Origin of the sequence: Bacillus sp. (in: firmicutes) (genome assembly GCF_031983925.1) — a bacterium.
Classification (GTDB): Bacteria; Bacillota; Bacilli; order Bacillales; family Bacillaceae_G; genus Bacillus_A; species Bacillus_A pacificus.
Window position 1 is genome coordinate 588,014 of record NZ_DALYZR010000001.1, and the last position, 18,052, is coordinate 606,065.

The 18,052-nt window shown below is 32.8% G+C and carries 18 protein-coding genes; 12 read left to right on the plus strand and 6 right to left on the minus strand.

The genetic code is table 11. The features are described 5' to 3' along the window. The first annotated feature begins 8 nt into the window (after positions 1 to 8). The 6 genes from RTP99_RS03110 (at position 9) to RTP99_RS03135 (ending at position 6,477) form a co-directional block, all read left to right on the plus strand. Entirely contained in the window at positions 9 to 1,157 is a 1,149-nt protein-coding gene (locus RTP99_RS03110) for a hypothetical protein (RefSeq protein ID WP_000664269.1), read from the plus strand. A gap of 106 nt (positions 1,158 to 1,263) precedes the next feature. Then, the gene (locus RTP99_RS03115) at positions 1,264 to 3,825 is read left to right on the plus strand and encodes a glycosyltransferase (RefSeq protein WP_001260399.1); all 2,562 of its coding nucleotides are present in this window, start codon (positions 1,264 to 1,266) and stop codon (positions 3,823 to 3,825) included. 19 nt (positions 3,826 to 3,844) lie between these two features. Continuing rightward, the gene (locus tag RTP99_RS03120) at positions 3,845 to 4,975 is read left to right on the plus strand and encodes an aminotransferase class I/II-fold pyridoxal phosphate-dependent enzyme (protein WP_000427944.1); all 1,131 of its coding nucleotides are present in this window, start codon (positions 3,845 to 3,847) and stop codon (positions 4,973 to 4,975) included. Continuing rightward, positions 4,968 to 5,534 (plus strand): acyltransferase, encoded by a 567-nt coding sequence (locus tag RTP99_RS03125; RefSeq protein ID WP_001084178.1) that lies wholly within the window; start codon positions 4,968 to 4,970, stop codon positions 5,532 to 5,534. Before RTP99_RS03120 ends, RTP99_RS03125 begins: the two co-directional genes overlap by 8 nt. A 184-nt stretch (positions 5,535 to 5,718) precedes the next feature. Then, complete coding sequence (locus RTP99_RS03130; RefSeq protein WP_000459099.1) at positions 5,719 to 5,940, plus strand: hypothetical protein; 222 nt, start codon at positions 5,719 to 5,721, stop codon at positions 5,938 to 5,940. Positions 5,941 to 6,030: 90 nt separating this feature from the next. After that, a complete protein-coding gene (locus tag RTP99_RS03135) occupies positions 6,031 to 6,477 on the plus strand; it encodes a DUF6376 family protein (protein ID WP_000695229.1) in 447 nt (148 codons plus the stop codon). Between the two features lie 44 nt (positions 6,478 to 6,521). Here RTP99_RS03135 and RTP99_RS03140 read toward each other — a convergent pair whose 3' ends face one another. From RTP99_RS03140 to RTP99_RS03150, 3 genes are all read right to left on the minus strand, one after another. Continuing rightward, positions 6,522 to 6,860, minus strand: coding sequence for an EamA family transporter (locus RTP99_RS03140; RefSeq protein WP_001089876.1), 339 nt, complete (start codon positions 6,858 to 6,860; stop codon positions 6,522 to 6,524). Next, positions 6,853 to 7,194, minus strand: a complete 342-nt coding sequence (locus RTP99_RS03145; RefSeq protein WP_000805132.1) for an EamA family transporter — start codon at positions 7,192 to 7,194, stop codon at positions 6,853 to 6,855. Before RTP99_RS03145 ends, RTP99_RS03140 begins: the two co-directional genes overlap by 8 nt. A 144-nt stretch (positions 7,195 to 7,338) precedes the next feature. Then, positions 7,339 to 8,340, minus strand: a complete 1,002-nt coding sequence (locus tag RTP99_RS03150) for a S66 family peptidase (protein ID WP_001130815.1) — start codon at positions 8,338 to 8,340, stop codon at positions 7,339 to 7,341. Between the two features lie 206 nt (positions 8,341 to 8,546). On the opposite strand from RTP99_RS03150, the gene RTP99_RS03155 reads away from it, so the two are divergent. Together RTP99_RS03155 and RTP99_RS03160 are read left to right on the plus strand one after the other, a co-directional pair. Further along, positions 8,547 to 9,500, plus strand: coding sequence for a D-alanyl-D-alanine carboxypeptidase family protein (locus RTP99_RS03155; RefSeq protein WP_000825886.1), 954 nt, complete (start codon positions 8,547 to 8,549; stop codon positions 9,498 to 9,500). Between the two features lie 243 nt (positions 9,501 to 9,743). After that, complete coding sequence (locus tag RTP99_RS03160; RefSeq protein ID WP_172656209.1) at positions 9,744 to 10,346, plus strand: nitroreductase family protein; 603 nt, start codon at positions 9,744 to 9,746, stop codon at positions 10,344 to 10,346. 108 nt (positions 10,347 to 10,454) lie between these two features. Here the strand turns inward: RTP99_RS03160 and RTP99_RS03165 are convergent, their stop codons facing one another. Next, on the minus strand, positions 10,455 to 10,625 hold the full coding sequence (locus RTP99_RS03165; RefSeq protein WP_011040231.1) for a hypothetical protein: 171 nt from the start codon (positions 10,623 to 10,625) through the stop codon (positions 10,455 to 10,457). 674 nt (positions 10,626 to 11,299) lie between these two features. Between RTP99_RS03165 and entFM the strand changes: the two genes are divergently transcribed. Next, the gene (gene entFM, locus RTP99_RS03170; protein ID WP_000755518.1) at positions 11,300 to 12,580 is read left to right on the plus strand and encodes an enterotoxin EntFM; all 1,281 of its coding nucleotides are present in this window, start codon (positions 11,300 to 11,302) and stop codon (positions 12,578 to 12,580) included. A gap of 97 nt (positions 12,581 to 12,677) precedes the next feature. Here the strand turns inward: entFM and RTP99_RS03175 are convergent, their stop codons facing one another. Then, positions 12,678 to 13,442 (minus strand): alpha/beta fold hydrolase, encoded by a 765-nt coding sequence (locus RTP99_RS03175; RefSeq protein WP_001194311.1) that lies wholly within the window; start codon positions 13,440 to 13,442, stop codon positions 12,678 to 12,680. Positions 13,443 to 13,681: 239 nt separating this feature from the next. Here RTP99_RS03175 and RTP99_RS03180 point away from each other — a divergent pair, with 239 nt between their 5' ends. The 3 genes from RTP99_RS03180 to hitS all read left to right on the plus strand — a co-directional run bounded on the left by RTP99_RS03180 (position 13,682) and on the right by hitS (position 17,278). Further along, positions 13,682 to 15,442 carry an ABC transporter ATP-binding protein gene (locus RTP99_RS03180; protein WP_000453871.1) on the plus strand — a complete coding sequence of 587 codons (1,761 nt, stop codon included), beginning with the start codon at positions 13,682 to 13,684 and terminating at the stop codon, positions 15,440 to 15,442. 88 nt (positions 15,443 to 15,530) lie between these two features. After that, positions 15,531 to 16,208 (plus strand): envelope stress response regulator transcription factor HitR, encoded by a 678-nt coding sequence (gene hitR, locus RTP99_RS03185; RefSeq protein ID WP_000937028.1) that lies wholly within the window; start codon positions 15,531 to 15,533, stop codon positions 16,206 to 16,208. Next, entirely contained in the window at positions 16,205 to 17,278 is a 1,074-nt protein-coding gene (hitS, locus tag RTP99_RS03190; protein ID WP_312364013.1) for an envelope stress sensor histidine kinase HitS, read from the plus strand. The genes hitR and hitS overlap by 4 nt, the downstream gene beginning before the upstream one ends. Before the next feature lie 23 nt (positions 17,279 to 17,301). Here hitS and RTP99_RS03195 read toward each other — a convergent pair whose 3' ends face one another. Further along, entirely contained in the window at positions 17,302 to 17,823 is a 522-nt protein-coding gene (locus RTP99_RS03195; RefSeq protein ID WP_373696333.1) for a DUF3139 domain-containing protein, read from the minus strand. Positions 17,824 to 18,052: the final 229 nt, after the last annotated feature.

Genomic DNA, 18,052 nt, shown 5'->3' on the forward strand with positions numbered 1-18,052 from the left:
GGATATACGTGAAGGAGCAGTATAAAATTATTGTTTTAAGTGATGAATTATCAAAGGAGAAGATTCAAAATACATTAGACAAAAATAAATGTAAAACAATCGTTCATCTTGTAGACGTGTCAGCTATTGTTCAAATAGAAAATTCTTTTCAATATATAGTCATTTGGAGAATGGATGCAGAAAAAATTACAAATGAATTGATAAATAGGGGCGTGCAAAGTACAAAAATTATTAATTTAACAAAATACATGTATGAATGGAGGAATAAATTAATTTCTATCTATCAAATAAATCCGGATCTTATGTCTTTATACATTTCTATGAAAAAAGCAAAGGGTGATCCGACGTATGAATTATTTGCGACGGGCTTATCTTATCCGCATTGTGGCATAAGTACGGAGCTCCTCTCAAAAAAGTCAATAAAACTAACACTTCCATCGCAAGATTTATACTATGATTATTTAATAGCATCACAACTTCTATCAAACAATCATTCCTTTCAATATTGTTTAATAGGAATAGCTTATTTCTCGTTTTATTTTGACATGTCGTTATCATCTGAATCATATAGAATTCACAAAGTATATTATCCATTGTTTCAGGACGGTCATCATACTGTCGTTCATTCTCATCTACCCACTGATGGGTTCTCACACCTAGATACGCCGAAACCGCTTTTTTCTATTTTTAACATGCATTTTGAGTATATTTTATTAGATGAACTAAAAAATGAATCATTGATACTGCCTTGGATACACGCTGAATGGAATACCACTCCTCCTCACATTCCTTTTGAAGAACACGGGAAAATAAGAGCAGCTTCACATGCTAAATTATCATATCCTCATACTTTAGTTGAAAATAAAACGATTTTCAAAAAATATTTAGAACTATTGTTAAAACATGATATAAAACCACTAATTGTTGTATTTCCTGTTACTTCACATTATTTCAATTGTAGTAGTAAGAAATTAAAAGAAGATTTTTATAACGTTATAAAAGATTTTCAATCTCAATATTCTTTTCAAATTATAGATTTATTTGATTCGCCATTATTTTGCGATGATGATTTTTATGATAGTGATCATATGAATAAAAAAGGTGCAAATAAAATGTCCGTGTTATTAAATATGTTTATTCAGGAACGAAAAGTATGATATTTCGTTTCATGTCTGCATAAAAGTATATAGGCTCCATTCGGTTACAGTAATGTGATTTTTGTGTCGCGTATATAAATAATATGCGAAGAGGTGAGAGAGTAAAATGAGAACTCGTATTGAAAGAAATGAAGAGGTGGTAGATCAACTTCCGTTGGTAAGTGTATTAATTCCTACATATAATCGTCCACGCTACTTTGAAGAGGCGTTATGTAGTGTGTTAGAACAAACGTACCCTAATATAGAAATTATAGTTGGAGATGATAGTACGAATGATGAAACAGAAAAGGTGTTACAAAAATACTTATGTGATCATTCAAATATTACTTATATAAAAAACAGGTCAACTCTCGGGCAGTTTGAAAATGCTCTAATGTTATTTAATGAAGCGAGCGGTGAGTATATAAATTTTTTAATGGACGATGATATCTTTCATGTGGATAAAATTGAAAAAATGATGAAGTATTTTTTCAATGATCTAGCTAATGAAATTAAGCTTGTAACATCCCATCGTCAAGTAATTGATGAAAAAGGGAAAGAACTACGACATATTTATTCAACTGTCCGTTTATTTAAAGAGGATACGATTATAGAGGGAACAGAATTAGCAAATAGGGTAATTGTCGATCAAAAAAATTATATTGGAGAACCGACAACAGTTTTATTTCGTAAAAATGATTTACAAGAACCGTATGGGATTTTTGATAAGAGGAGGTATCTTTGTAACGTAGATATAGCTTCATGGTTATCTTTATTAAGTAAAGGAAAAGCAGTATATATAGCAGAGACACTGAGTTACTTTCGATTACATCCAGATCAACAGTTAAATGAATCTAATAAAATGATGGATGGATTAGAAGATTTTTCACATAGTATTTTAGCAGGAGAAAAATATGGTTTCTTATCTAACGAAACAGAGTTAGATAAAGCGATAACTAATTTTCTAGATTATGCAAGAAGGATAGTTCCATCATCAATATTATATACATTAGACTATTATCAAAAAATTAAAGAAAAGAAAATAAACATAGAAAAGAAAAAACAACATATAAATAATAATTCGCCTTTACCGAAAGTAAGTATACTTATTCCTGCGTACAATAGGCCGTATTACTTGGAATTGGCGCTTAACAGCGCTCTGAATCAAACATATGAAAATATTGAAATTATTATTTCTGACGACAGTACAAATAATGAAGTCAATGCTATGATTCAACCGTATTTACGTGAATATGAGTGTATTACATATGTTAAAAATGAAACGCCGTTAGTTGCTGAAAACTTTAATAAGTGTATAGAACTTGCGAACGGGGATTATATAAACTTTTTATTAGATGATGACTTATTTCATCATGAAAAGATCGAGAGAATGATGAAATACTTTTTGACGTTAGAAAATATTTCATTTGTGACGTCTTATCGTGAACTGATTGATGAGAACGGAGAGATATTACCACCTTCAACTTTGAATATGAAAATTGCGAAAGAAACTACACTTTTTGAAGGAAAAGAATTAGGGAATTACATATTGAAAAATTTAAAAAATATAGTGGGTGAGCCGACAACTGTTCTGTTTAATCGGAACTTGTTTGAAGGGAAGTTTGGGTATTTTAAAGGGAAGGCTTATTCTGCTATTAATGACATTGCAACTTGGTTAGATATGATGAGGAAAGGGAAAGTAGTTTATATAAAAGAGCCTCTTAGTTATTTTAGACAACATAGTGGACAAAATCAAAAACAAATGCATTTTATTTTAATGACAATTGACGAATGGATTGAATTAATTATAGATGCATATAATAGTGGTTTTTTAAGTTCTGAGAGGGATTATAAAGAGAGCCTATCTTATTGTTTAGAAAATGCAGGATTTATAGTTAAAGATGCAGTAAAAAATGGAGAACTAGATCAAATTTATAATGAAAAGATTAAAAAAGGATTAAACAAGCTAGTTGCTCATATGTTTGAGAAAGAACCTTGTTATTGTCAATATTGCAATCAACAATTTGAAAAATTTTTACCTTGGCCAGCAGATTATGATTTTCCGAAATATAAATTTGAGATGTGGAATAAAGATACAGGGATATGTCCAGTTTGTAGTTCAATGGATCGTGAAAGATTATATCGTGCGTACATTGAAACGGAAACGGACTTGTTAAGTAGAAAATATACTATGCTTCATATTGCACCTGAAGCGAATTTAAGGGATTGGTTTAACGAGTATAAAAATATTACGTATGTATGTGGGGATATAGAACCAAAGGATCCATTAATGAAGGAAATTGATGTTACAAGTATTACATATGATAGTAATACGTTTGATGTAATTTTGTGTAGCCATGTATTAGAACACGTTCTTGACGATGATAAAGCAATGCGAGAGTTATATAGGGTTTTAAAACCAAATGGATGGGGAATTATTCAAGTACCAATCGTAATGAATGTAGATTCTATTATAGAGAATAAATTAATTGTAACACCACAATTGAGAAAATTAGCTTTTGGTCAAGAAGATCATGTGAGAATTTATAATCAATCGGGATTCATTCAACGATTAACGAATGCAGGATTTAAGGTGGAATTATATAACATAGCTGAAAGACAAGGAATGAAAAGTGCGAGGAAATTTGGATTATCTGAAACAGATATGCTCTATATTGTCCGAAAATGATAGGAAGGAATAAATAGATATGGAGAATATTCCTTTTTTACGTGCTTCAACTGTACCAGTAATTGAGTATTTAGATGAATTGAAGGAAATTGATGCATCGCACATATATACGAATTATGGACCTATAAATCAACGTTTTGAACAAACAATTATGTCGGGATTTTTTCAGAACAGGGGAGCTGTTACAACAGTAGCAAACGCAACGTTAGGGTTAATGGCGGCCATTCAACTTAAGAAAAGAAAAAAAGGAAAGTATGCCCTCATGCCTAGTTTTACATTCCCTGCAACTCCATTAGCGGCTATTTGGTGTGGGTTGGAACCTTATTTTATTGATATTTCAATAGATGATTGGTATATGGATAAAACAGTACTCTGGGATAAGATTGAAGAATTAAAAGAAGAGGTTGCGATTGTTGTCCCGTACGCAACTTTTGGCTCATGGATGAACTTAGAAGAATATGAAGAATTAGAGAAAAAAGGTGTTCCGGTTGTCGTAGATGCGGCACCGGGATTTGGATTAATGAATGGAGGGATGCATTACGGTCAAGATTTTAGTGGAATGATCATATATAGCTTTCATGCAACAAAGCCTTTCGGAATTGGTGAAGGAGGGCTCATATATAGTAAAAATGAAGAAGATATACAACGTATTAAAAGAATGGGGAATTTCGGATTTGATACAAATCGTGAATGTACGATGATGGGGTTTAATTGTAAAATGTCTGAATATGCAGCCGCGATTGGGATTGCAACTATGAAAAAATGGGATGACAAATTAAAAGAACGCACCCGTATTTCTGAATGGTATAAACAATTGTTACAAAGTAATGGGTTAATGAAAAAAGGGTGGCAACTCCAAAAGACAGAAGCAGTTATTCAGCAATTTATGCCTATTCTTTGTCCGGAAGAAGTTCGCAACAAACAAGTAATAGAAGACCTGAAAAAACAGAAAATAGAAGCTAGATTATACTTTTCGCCCTCTTGCCACCAACAAGTTCTTTTTAGAAACTATAAGTCTACAGATTTAACAAGAACGAATAAAATAGCAAAACGAATAGTAAGTTTGCCTTTATGGGAAGGAATGACGAAAGAAATAGTAGAACAAATTGTAATCTGTTTAGGACAGAAGGTGGTGTCGGCAGATGAATAGTTTTTATAGTCAAGAAGAGCTAAAGAAAATTGGATTTTTATCTGTTGGGAAAAATGTATTGATTAGTAAAAAAGCAAGTATATATAATCCAGGTGTTATATCAGTTGGTAATCATGTAAGAATTGATGATTTTTGCATTTTAAGTGGCAAAATCACAATTGGAAGTTATTCGCATATATCAGCGTATACAGCGTTATATGGAGGGGAAGTTGGAATTGAAATGCATGACTTTGCAAATATCTCAGCTAAAACAATCGTATATGCAGTACTAGATGATTTCAGTGGGAATACATTAATGGGGCCAACCGTCCCGAATCAATATAGGAATGTGAAAACAGAAAAAGTTATTTTAAAAAAACATGCGATTATTGGTGCTAATTCTATTCTTTTTCCAAATGTAACTATAGGAGAAGGCACGGCAGTAGGTGCGATGAGTATGGTAAAAGAGAGTTTAGATGATTGGTATATTTACGCTGGAATTCCCGTAAGGAAAGTAAAACCTCGTCAAAAAAAGATGCTAGAGTTAGAAATTGATTTTTTAAAAAGCATTCATTCTTAACAAAAAAGAATGAATGCTTTTTATTTTTATCCCGCTATTTGCCGATAAAGATTCCACTGGTGAGGGCTAATTAAAGTTTCACTTTATGATAGAGCAGAGTGTATCTTAACTTATTATGTTTTAAATTTTGCTGACCAAGGCAATACTGAGCCATAGTGAATGTAAAGTTGGAGGGCGAGCGTATATGTTTGATGAGGATGGGATTGTTTTAATTATGGAACCAGCTGATGAAAGAAACTTGAGGAGATTTATTTTTTCAGTGCCAAAGTCAGTGTATGAAAAGAAGGGGCTTACATTACACTATGGAACAGCTATAGGACAAGGGTATATGGATATAATTGAAGATATTATAAGTGTACATATAGAAATAGATGTTGTAACGATAATAGGGCATGTAAGAGGGTAAATAGCTATTTGAAAAAGGTTATAAACAATTTAGCTAGAAGTTATGTATAGAGAAAATTACAGACAATTATAAGGACGAAGGGGGTCTAAAATGAAAATAAAATCAATTGTATTAGTATTCATAGTTTCAATTGGTTTAATGGGATGTTCAATAGTGGAAGAAGGAAAGAACTCCATAGATTATGCTCAAAAGGCGACAGACTATGTAAATGAAATAAGTGCATTTGCAAATGATGCACCAGCATTAGCAGAAAAGGCCGTTAATGATAGCGAGGCTCGAAAAGAATTAGAAACGAAGCTTAGTGAAATTAAACAAGATATACCCGCATTCAATGAATTAACGCCACCTGATGTAGCAAAGGATCTTCATCAACAAATCGTCGGATATAACGAAAAGTTAAATACGTTAATTGATACGGCGAAGACAAAGATAGAAGAAGGCAAAGTGGATGTAGAGCAATTTAAAAACTCTGAGCTTATGCAGACGGTAGATCAAGTTCGAGATTTGAAAGATAAAGTGCAAAATTTAGGTCAATAGTAAAAAGCTCCGTTTGTGATAAACGGAGCTTTTTGTATAAGTGATTACTTAATAAAATACACCACAACACCCATTAAAATGATAGTATTCCCAATTACTTTTCTTTTCGTTACTTTTTCACCTAAAAAATACCAACCGAAAATTAATATGATGATATAACTTAATGATTCTAATGCAGAGACTTGATTTATTGTCAGTCCCTTTAAGGCGATAATATTGAATCCTGCGTTAAGTACAAATAAAGAGTAACCGATGATTACATATGGATTTACATATTCTTTTAATTTAGAATCATATTGCTGTAAAGTAGCCTTTTTTAATAAAATTTGTGAGTAATTGGCCAATACGATTCCAAAGATCAATAACAACATATAACTATTCATCTTTTGTCACCACCACAATTCCGACGATAATAATAGCCGCACCAAGTAAATGATTCCACTGTATCGTATCTCCAAATAGAACTACTGACCAAAGCATTGACCACAGTATAATAATTCCGCGATGTGAATATGCTTTCGATATTTCGAAATGCTTAATTACTTGTTGCCATAAAATTGCATATCCGAATAAAAGTACAACTAGTCCGAAATAAGCAATAAAAAATGAGATGGAAGCAATGGGAAACTTAGCTGCCCATTTCATGTAAACCACAATGATAGAATATATCAAAAAAGCTACATGTAAAAATACGTAATTTTTAATAGTTGGTTTCATTTATTCACTCTCTTTTACATATAAATATATATTTATATCTATCTTTTCCTAATAATAGATATTAGAACGTATTTTGTTTAATCTTTCACATTCCAAATTATATAGTATCATGGCTTTTATTGTAAAACAATAGAAGCTATGCATTCATTTTTTCCAAGGTTCTACAACATGTATCGTTTTATTTGTTGCATCCAACTTTACTTGAATACCGATAGGCATGGTAATCATGGGATGTGTATGACAACAATCGAAGTCAGCTAGAAAAGGAATTCTTTGATTTTGAAGTACTTCTAATAGTATTTCAAAAGGTTTTCGATTTGTACCACAATCATCAAATTGCTCATGTTTTCCAAGAATGATACCTGAAATTTTATCGAATACACCGTTAATTTTAAGTAATGAAAAGCTTCTTTCAATAGTAGCTGCATCTTTTGAACTGTCCTCAATGAAGAGAATGTCGCCTTCTTGAATATGTGGCATATAGGGGCTACCCAAAATTCCTTGTATCGTGTTTAAATTCCCGCCAATAATACGCCCAGTAGCTTTTCCATCAATTACTGAAATCCAATCGTTTGGTCGAAGTTCTTTCTCCTTCGTCTTTTCTTCCCAATTAATAAATTCATCTGACCAAAATAATGGTTGTTTTATATGATAAGGAAGAGAATGATCATGTAGTAAAGTTTCAGCAAAATATTTGTATGTGCAATCAACAAAAGGTTCAAATTCGCCAAAGGAAGGGACGAGAGCTGGTCCATAAAATGTAGGGATTCCTGTTTTGGCGTAAATTGCTAGTAATAAAGCAGTTGCATCTGAATACCCAATCATTATTTTAGGGTTCTTTAGAAAAGCATCATAATCAATATAAGGTAATATTGAATTTGAATTCATCCCACCAATTGTTGACATAATACAAGAAATATTAGGATTTCTTATTAAGACATTTAGCTCCTCAGCACGCTCTTGTATACTACCAGAACGATAAAAATCATATCGACCTGTTAGTGAACCTTCTAATATATGAAATCCTTTCTGTTGTAAGTAAGATTTCGCTCGTTCAAATCTTTTTGGAGAAGTGTAGGTTACTGGAGAAGAAGGTGAGTAAATCCCAATTGTGTCTCCGTATTTTAATGATTTTGGAAGTGGCATTTGTATGAATCCCTTCTATTAATAGTTTTATTCATAAGGATTTATCATTGAATATTCTTATATTTCAGTATTGTTATTGTAACATACATGCATTGAAATAATAATTACTGTAGATGAATAAATATGCTTTTTACCTTGACGATATAAAGGGAAAGTTGTTATGGTTAAATGTGAGTGTATAAAAGGTTTGTTAAAGGAGTTTTGAAATGAAGCGGTTAAAATGGGGAAGGCTGACAGTCCTATTAGTCATTGTTTTAGGGATATGTTGGTTCTTATTCCAAGGAACTCAAAAGAGTGCAACAAGTATAGAGGGACAACCTTTACAAGTGGCAGAACTACCTAAAACAGGATTAGTTGAAAAAGTAGTCCCACCAAAGTACATACCACCGGAAATTGATGCAAAAGCAGCTATGATTATTGATGCGAGTAATGGAGATATTATTTATCAACATAATGAAAATGAGGCTTTTGCGCCAGCAAGTATGTCTAAGATGATGACAGCATATCTTCTATTAGAAAATGTACATAATGGGAAAGTTCGCTGGGAAGATCCGGTGAAAATGAGTGCGAAAGCGGCACAAACAGAGGGAGCGAGAATCCCAGTACAAGTTAATGACACATTAACTGTTAAAGATTTATATCATGCATTAATGATTGAGTCAGCTAATAATTCAGCTGTGGCTTTAGCAGAACATATGGCAAAATCGGAGAAAGATTTCGTTCAGCTTATGAATGCAAAAGCGAAACAGTTAAAAATGTCGGAACATGCTAAATTTGCAAATGCTTCTGGATTACAAGAGCCCGATGGAAGTGAAACAAAAATGACGGCTGGTGATGTAGCAAACTTGGCGTATCATCTTATAAAAGATTACCCAGAAATATTAGAAGTGACTCACTTACGTCAAAGTCAGTTAGCATTTAATAATATTAATGTTATAAGTACAAATGATATGTTAAACAAAAATAATAAAGCTTTATATATAGAAGGAATAGACGGATTAAAAACAGGATTTACAGATAGCGCAGGGTATTGTTTTACGGGTACAGCAAAACAAGGTGATACTCGTATTATTACAGTTGTTATGGGAACAAAAGGTAAAACAAAGCGTTTTACAGAGACGAATAAGCTAATGTCTTATGCATTTGGGTTAGTTAATTAAGTGAAATACTGAGTTGGATCATCATATAAGAAAGGCAATTTGTTGTTACGTATTATCGGTAACAACAAATTGCCTTTTATTTTTTAGCACTAATAAAGTAAAAAGGTAAAAAATGTGAGTGTTATTATTTGAGTTTATTATTGTTTGTTTATATTATAAAGTTAGAAACTTATTAATGATAAGTTTTGAGGGGCATATGATGTGTACATAGGAAAAAGCCTCAAATGAAAATTGGAGGGAATTATGATGGCAAAAGATTTTTACTCAGCAATTGAAGACAGAAGATCTATTTACGCAATTAGTAAAGAACAAGTAGTTTCTGATGAAAAAATTCAAGAAGTGATTTATCATGCTGTAAAACATACACCTTCAGCTTTTAACTCTCAGAGTGCTCGTGTTGTCGTCTTGCTTGGAGAACAACACGATAAGTTATGGGATATTACGAAAGAAACGTTACGAAAAATTGTACCTGAAAATAACTTAGCTTCTACGGAAGAAAAAATGAATGCATTTAAAAGTGGTTATGGAACAGTTCTATACTTCGAAGATAGTGAAGTGGTGGAACAACTGCAAGAAAAATTTGCATTATACAAAGAGAACTTTCCAATTTGGTCTCAGCAATCCTCTGGAATGTTACAATTTGCAATTTGGACAGCTTTGGAAATTGAAGGGTTTGGTGCTACATTGCAACATTACAATCCATTAATTGATGAAGAAGTGAGAAAAGAATGGGGAGTTCCAGAAAATTGGAAGCTTATTGCGCAAATGCCGTTTGGTAAACCAGTTGTACCTGCAGGTGAAAAAGAATACCAGCCTTTAGAAAACCGTGTGAAAATTTATAAATAATGTAGGAACGAGTGGGGGAATTGTTTATCCCCCACTAATTATTATTTGAACCAATCGGGGTTTTGCTACTTATAAAAAGGTGAACAGGGATACAACCTGTTCACCTTTTTATAAGTAGTAAGGATTTTTTTGATAGGAATTTTTCATCTGATTTTTTAATTCGTTTTTACGTGTTTCAATAGTTGATATTTTTTGTAAGGTAATAATTGAAACGAATTGAAAAAAAGCATAGTACAGTTCTATATTTTTATTTATAGGATCATCTATTATGTTTTTCATAAATATACCTCCCTTTTGATTCCACTATTTGCAAGCAATAAAACGCTCATCTTAAAATTCAATTGCTTTCCGTGTAGGGTAAATAAAATGTGTATAGATTAAAACGCTACTATATATGATAATATAAATACCCTATAAATTCCATAGACAGTTAAAAATGCGTAGCGGAATGTGTATTTTCGTCAAATTAGAACAAAATTTTTGAAGTTAAATCTTACAAATCGTCAAATCTTTTAAAAGCGATAGATAGTATCAAAAATAGTTTTCTAAAAATATTATACTATTGATAAAAAAAGTGTTTTTTGTCATGATAAGAGTATACTTCATAGGAGGAACTATACTAGGAAATACATTCTTTGCATTGTGTTAGATGAATAGAAATTTTTTAAGTGGATAGAAAATATATACTAAGATAATGAATGATATGTCGAATTTTCAATAAAATACATAAGAAATATAAAAAAAGCATTGCAAAAAGAGTAAGTTTAATGGTAAAGTTCACATGAAGTTCACACGGATTTCACTTCGCTCGTTTAAAATGAACTCTGTGTGAAAAATAAAACTCTTGTTAAAAAATGGAACTTAATGAATATTTTACTTTGATAATATTGTAAAGTATTAAGTTTATAAGTTTTTTTAAAGAGGATAGTAGGGAAAGGAAGTAAAGACAACTTATGAAAAAAGTAATTGCAGGTTTAGCAGCAGCTTCAGTAGCAGGTGTTGCAGTTCCAGGTATGGATTCTGCTCATGCACAAGTTTCAAACGAAGCGCTAAAAGAAATTAATGGACAAACTCAAACACAAACGACTGTAACTGAAACAAAAACTGTAGAAACAAAATCTGACTTAAAATACACAGTAACTGCTGATGTATTAAATGTTCGTTCAGGTGCTGGTACAGGACATAGCGTTATTTCTAAAGTAAAACAAGGTCAAGTACTACAAGTAATTGGACAAGAAAACGGTTGGTTCAAAGTAACTGTAAACGGTCAAACTGGTTATGTAAGTGGTGACTTCGTAACGACTGGTGGTAAAACAGGAACTACTGCTCAACAAGGAACTGGTACTTACACAGTAAACGTTTCTTCACTTAACGTACGTACAGGCCCAAGTACATCTCATACAGTATTAGGCTCTGTAAATAAAGGTAAAACAGTACAAGTTGTTGGTGAAGTACAAGATTGGTTTAAAATCAACTTCAATGGTGGAACTGGATACGTAAGCAAAGACTTCGTAACAAAAGGTGGTTCTGCTGTATCTAACCAAACACAACAACCAACTACAAACAACAATACTACTACAGTTCAAACTGGTGGTTCTTATGTTGTTAACACTGGTGCTTTAAAAGTACGTACAGGCCCAGCTACATACAACGCTGTAATCGGTGGTGTAACAAACGGTACAGTATTAAACGTTACTGGCGCTGAAAATGGTTGGTACAAAATTAACCATAACGGCCGCACAGGTTACGTAAGTGCAGACTTCGTTAAGTTTGTAAAAGGCGGAGTAAACAACGTTACAAATAACAATAACGTTACAAATAACGTTCAACAACCAGGTAAAGACGTACAAAAACCAACAACTGGTGGAGATACATCTTCAATCGCTGGATTCGCTAGATCATTAAATGGTTCACCATACAGAACAGCTGGTACAACACCTGCTGGTTTTGATTGCAGTGGATTCATTCACTACGTATTAAATCAAACTGGTCATAAAGGCGCTCGTCAAACAGTTGCTGGATACTGGAGCTCTAAAACAAAAACTAGCAATCCACAACCAGGTGATTTAGTATACTTCCAAAACACTTATAAATCAGGTCCTTCTCACATGGGTGTTTACTTAGGAAACGGTCAGTTCATTAGTGCAGAAACTGATGCAACTGGTGTACGTATTAGTTCTGTAAGTAACTCTTACTGGAGCAAGCACCTATTAGGTTACACAAAAGCATACTAAGAAAAAGTAGATTATATACTTTTCGTATAGAGAAAAGGCTTTCCAGGGAAACTTGGGAAGCCTTTTTATAGTTTAATAAATTGGAAGGTAATAGTTTTTACTGTAACTTCCCGTTTAAAAATCGAGCGTATAGATCATGAAAGTAGTTGGGGCGGAATAAGTTTGCTGCATGTCCTGCTAACGGTATTTCTTTATATAAAACGTTAGGAAGAATGGACTTTAAATCAAAAAGACAAGATTTATAGAGATGATCATGTTCGCCCATTACCCATAGAATAGGGTGGGGAAGTGATTTTAATTTAGATTTTAAATCGAATTCTAACCGGTGACGTAATGATTGAGCAATAATTGATGAATGTAATTGCAATCCGAACCGATAATAAATATTTCTTGAAATGACTGCGAACGGATTTGCCTTTAGTATGCCACTTGGAAAAATGGTATTTGCGTATTGAGAGAGCCATTTAGAGTAATCGTCTCCTCGCTTCTCCCAAAACTTTTGAAATACGTTATATAAAAGGGACGGGTTATTATAATGTCCACCAATATGACAAATGCTCAAAACTTTTTCTGGATGCATTTGTGCAAAAATGGTAGAGATATAACAGCCGTAGCTTAAAGCGCAAATGTGAGCCTTTTGAATGCCTTCTTTTTCGTATAAATTCAATAATTGATCAACGAGACGCTGTAATGAAAATTCGATAGCTTCTCCTTTATCATCGCCGTGACCTAATAAGTCATAAGTAATAATGTTGTAAGAGGCGGAAAATCGTTTATGCTCTTTTTTGAAAGCACGACGATTGCCGACTAAACCATGAATAAAAATAATTGTTTCCTTTTTAGAATGTATATTTGTTTGCAAAAAGGATACTCCTTTCAATAACTGGAGATTTATATAGTATTGTAAATTGGTTATCTATCATTCACATAGAACAATATTAAGTACCAGGTAATAATATCAGATGTTTATATCTGTTGTAAAGATGAGTTTTTATGTATATTTTGTAAAAACAGAAAAAGTGTGTTTACATTCAGTTTACATTTGTATTGTATTCTATTTTTAGAAAGAACAGTTTTGTTTAACACGAGGAGATGACAGAAATGGAAGTTAGAAATGAAATAAAGAAAAAAGGGAGTTGGAGGCAGTTTTTACGCCTTATTCAAGATACAAATCCTTCGAAAGGGATTCTTGTTTTTGCGTTATTCATGAGTTTGCTTTCTACGGGAGCGAGTTTATTTATTCCGATGTTAACAAAAGGATTAGTAGATAATTTTTCACTTTCGTCAATTAGTACAGGACAAATTGTTGGGCTAGTTGCATTCTTTATTATGCAAACTATAGCTGCAGGATTATCTATATATTTACTAAATTATATCGGGCAGAAGATTGTAGCCGGACTGAGAGAACGTTTGTGGAAAAAGGTACTTATATTGCCAGTATCTTATTATGATCAAAATAGAACAGGCGATACAATTAGCCGAATGACAAATGATACAGGTGTTGTGAAGACATTAATTTCTGAGCATTTGTCAAATTTATTAACAGGCGGTATTTCAATTGTCGGATCATTAATCGTATTATTTGTTTTAGATTGGAAAATGACACTTTTACTTTTAACGGTTATTCCATTATCAGTACTGATCTTAGTTCCACTAGGACGAAAAATGTATAAGATTTCAAAAGCACTTCAAGATGAAACAGCTTCTTTTACAAGTGTGCTAACGCAAGTATTATCAGAAATTCGTTTAGTGAAATCTTCGAACACAGAAAAAAGAGAATATGAAACTGGAAATAAAGGTATCGAGAAGTTATTGCAATTTGGTTTGAAAGAGGGAAAAGTGCAAGCGTTAATTTCACCAGTTATGTCGTTTGTTTTAATGGCATTGCTTGTTATTATCGTAGGATATGGCGGGATGCGAGTTTCTAGCGGTGCATTAACAACTGGGGAATTAGTAGCGTTTATTTTATATTTAGTTCAAATTATAATGCCGATGAGTCAATTATCTATGTTCTTTACACAATTCCAAAAGGCAATTGGTGCAACGGAAAGAATTAATACTATTTTAGAATATGAAGTAGAAGACCATGAAACTGGTGTGAAAGTCACAAATGCTAAGCAACCAATTGTTCTTGAAAATGTATATTTCGAGTATAACGAAGAAGAGCAAGTGTTAAAGAATATTGATTTCACAATTGAATCAGGAAAAGTAACAGCGATCGTAGGGCCAAGTGGTAGCGGGAAAACGACATTATTTTCACTATTAGAACGTTTTTATGAGCCAACTAGCGGTGCTATTAAATTAGGGAAAGATGCAATTACGAGCTATTCATTACAATCATGGCGACGTCAAATTGGTTACGTTTCACAAGATAGTCCGTTAATTGATGGAACGATTCGGGATAACATTTGTTACGGCGTTGAGGGAGAAGTGACAGATGAAGAAATTGAAAAAGTAGCGGCGATGGCATACGTTGATGCATTTATTCATGATTTGCCAAATGGATATGCAACAGAAGTTGGAGAACGTGGTGTGAAACTTTCTGGAGGACAAAGACAGCGAATTGCCATTGCCCGAGCGTTACTTCGAAATCCACAAATTCTTATGTTAGATGAAGCAACTTCTAGTTTAGATAGTAAATCAGAGTCTGTCGTTCAAAAGGCATTAAATAACTTAATGAAAGGCAGAACAACGTTAGTTATTGCACATAGACTTTCTACTGTAGTAGATGCAGATAAAATTATTTTTATAGAAAAAGGGAATCTTACAGGAAGCGGTACACATGATGAATTGTTACGCACACATGACATGTATCGTGAATTTGCAACGCAACAATTGAAAATTAAAGAGGGCGTATTATAAAATGAATCATCAGTGGGGCTTATACTCCGCTGATGATTCATTTTTACAAGTTATATAAAAGATGCTACGTAGAAAGGAGAGGTTTTCTTTGCTACCAAAAATTTTAATAGTAGATGACGATCCACATATTAGAGAACTTGTTTCTGTATTTTTAGAGCGGGAAGGATTTCAAACATATGAAGCAATTGATGGTCTAGATGCACTTCAAAAAATAAATGAAGTGAAAGTTGATATGGTTATTCTTGATATCATGATGCCGAATATGGATGGATTTGATGTATGTTTTGAATTAAGAAAATACTATGATATCCCTATTTTGATGCTAACTGCTAAAGGAGAAACATCTCAAAAAGTAAAAGGGTTTCATCTTGGTACGGATGATTATCTTGTAAAACCATTTGATCCGATAGAACTAGTAGTGAGGGTAAAGGCGTTATTGAAACGTTATCAAATTACTGTGTCGCAATCAATTCAAGTTGGAAATGTACTGTTAAACCGTAAAACATTTGAAGTTATAACCGGAGAACAAACGGTTACGTTACCACTAAAAGAATTCGAATTGCTCTTTACTTTAGGTTCTAAAGCGGGAAGGACTTGTTCGAGAGAGCAATTAATTGAAGATGTATGGGGATATGATTTTGAAGGGAATGAGCGTACACTAGACGTTCATATAAATCGGTTACGTGAGAAGTTCCAAGAAGAGAAGTCGAAATTTAGTATTAAAACGATAAGAGGCTTAGGATATCGCTTAGAGGTAAGTAAATGAGAAGAAGAGAGCGAATGAATAAGGTGAAGATATTGAAAATAATTGGAGCGGTACTAGCTCTCTTTTCTTTTCTCACAATAATTTGGTCTATAGCCTTTTATGTATCATCAAGTGTAATAAATGCTCTTGAAATACAAGTATCACCTTTTGTTACTTTTTTAATTAGTGATATGGTCGGCTTTGTATTTATTGTTCTTATTTGGGTGTTGATTGGGGTATTAATGAGACCGAAGCGAGAGGCGATGATTTGGACTATTATTGAACCGATACAAAAAATTGCAAAAGGGGACTTCTCCGTAAAAATACGAAATGAAGAGAAATATGATGGAGAAATTGGTGTGCTCGTAAAAAGTATAAATGATATGACAGATGAACTAAATGCGATGGAGAAAATGCGCCAGGAATTTGTATCGAATGTTTCTCATGAAATACAGTCACCATTAACTTCTATAAAAGGATTTGCTAGAGCGCTACAAGATAACAATCTTTCCGAGGAAAAGAGAGAGCATTACCTTACCATTATTGAAACGGAAACGACGAGATTATCTAAACTAAGTCAAAATTTACTGAAGCTTACCCTTTTAGAGTCGGAAGAATATACACCAGAAAGAGCGACTTATCGATTAGATCAACAGTTAAAGCAAATTGTGTTAAATAGTGAACCGCTCTGGGCTGAAAAAGAAATTGAATTGGAACTTAATTTAGAGAAAGTGCACATTACTGCTGACCAAGAAAGTATGAGTCAAGTTTGGATAAATTTAATTCATAATAGTATTAAATTTACGCCAAATGGTGGCACGATTACAATTCAGTTAAAAGAATATAAGAAAGTAGTGGAAGTACGTATTCGCGATTCAGGAATTGGTATATCAAAAGAACAGAAGCAACATATTTTTGAGCGCTTTTATAAAGCGGATTCTTCACGAAATCGTGCTTATGGAGGAAGTGGCTTAGGTTTGGCTATCGTAAAAAAAGTACTCGACCTTCATCAAGGAGAAATAAAAGTCGAGAGTGAGGAAGGGAAGGGTACGGAATTTATTGTATGTATTCCTAAGTATAAAGAGAAATAGTGTTAGGGGCATATCTTCTAACACTATTTTTCTTTATACATACATTTACCATTGCTGCAGCTATACTGATAAGCTTTTCCTTCACTATTCATACGGTATGAGTAATCAGATTCTTTATCTTTTTTAAAGTCAACGTATGCTTCTGCACCGTTTTTATCATCATCAATATCAACGAATTGAACATGGCGTATAGAATAATCTTTCTTTTTACTTAAACCTCTTTCTTGCAAGTTTTTATGAATACCGTCTACTAACTCGTCAAACAATGACCAGTTTAAATTAAGATTTTCAAATGACTCAGTATGTCTTCCTAAAATGCCGTTGTCTTGTATTATTTTATTATTATCGTATGTATAAGAGTATGTAAAATAAGGTTCGTCTTTATATACGACTTCCGCATAATAGCCGATATTATAAAGAGGAGTATATTTTCCGGTTATGCTTTGTATTTCTTTTTGCTTATATCCTTTTATAGTATGGAGATATTCGTTAGTATCTTTTTTTATTACTTTATAATGTAGTGGATTACCAAATATAAAGTACATAGCCAAAAATATGATGCATAGTCCGACTGCAGTTAGTGGCAAGAACCATTTTTTTTCTTGTCATACACATATACTCTCCTATGTAGAATTTATTTTTATTTTACATGAATTATGGCAAATCCATAAGAATTATAAATAAAAAATTTCTATAGTTACCTACAAGTAACCTACGCACATGAAAGTGCATCATTGCCTTTTTACATAAACATAGATACAATTTTAATATAGT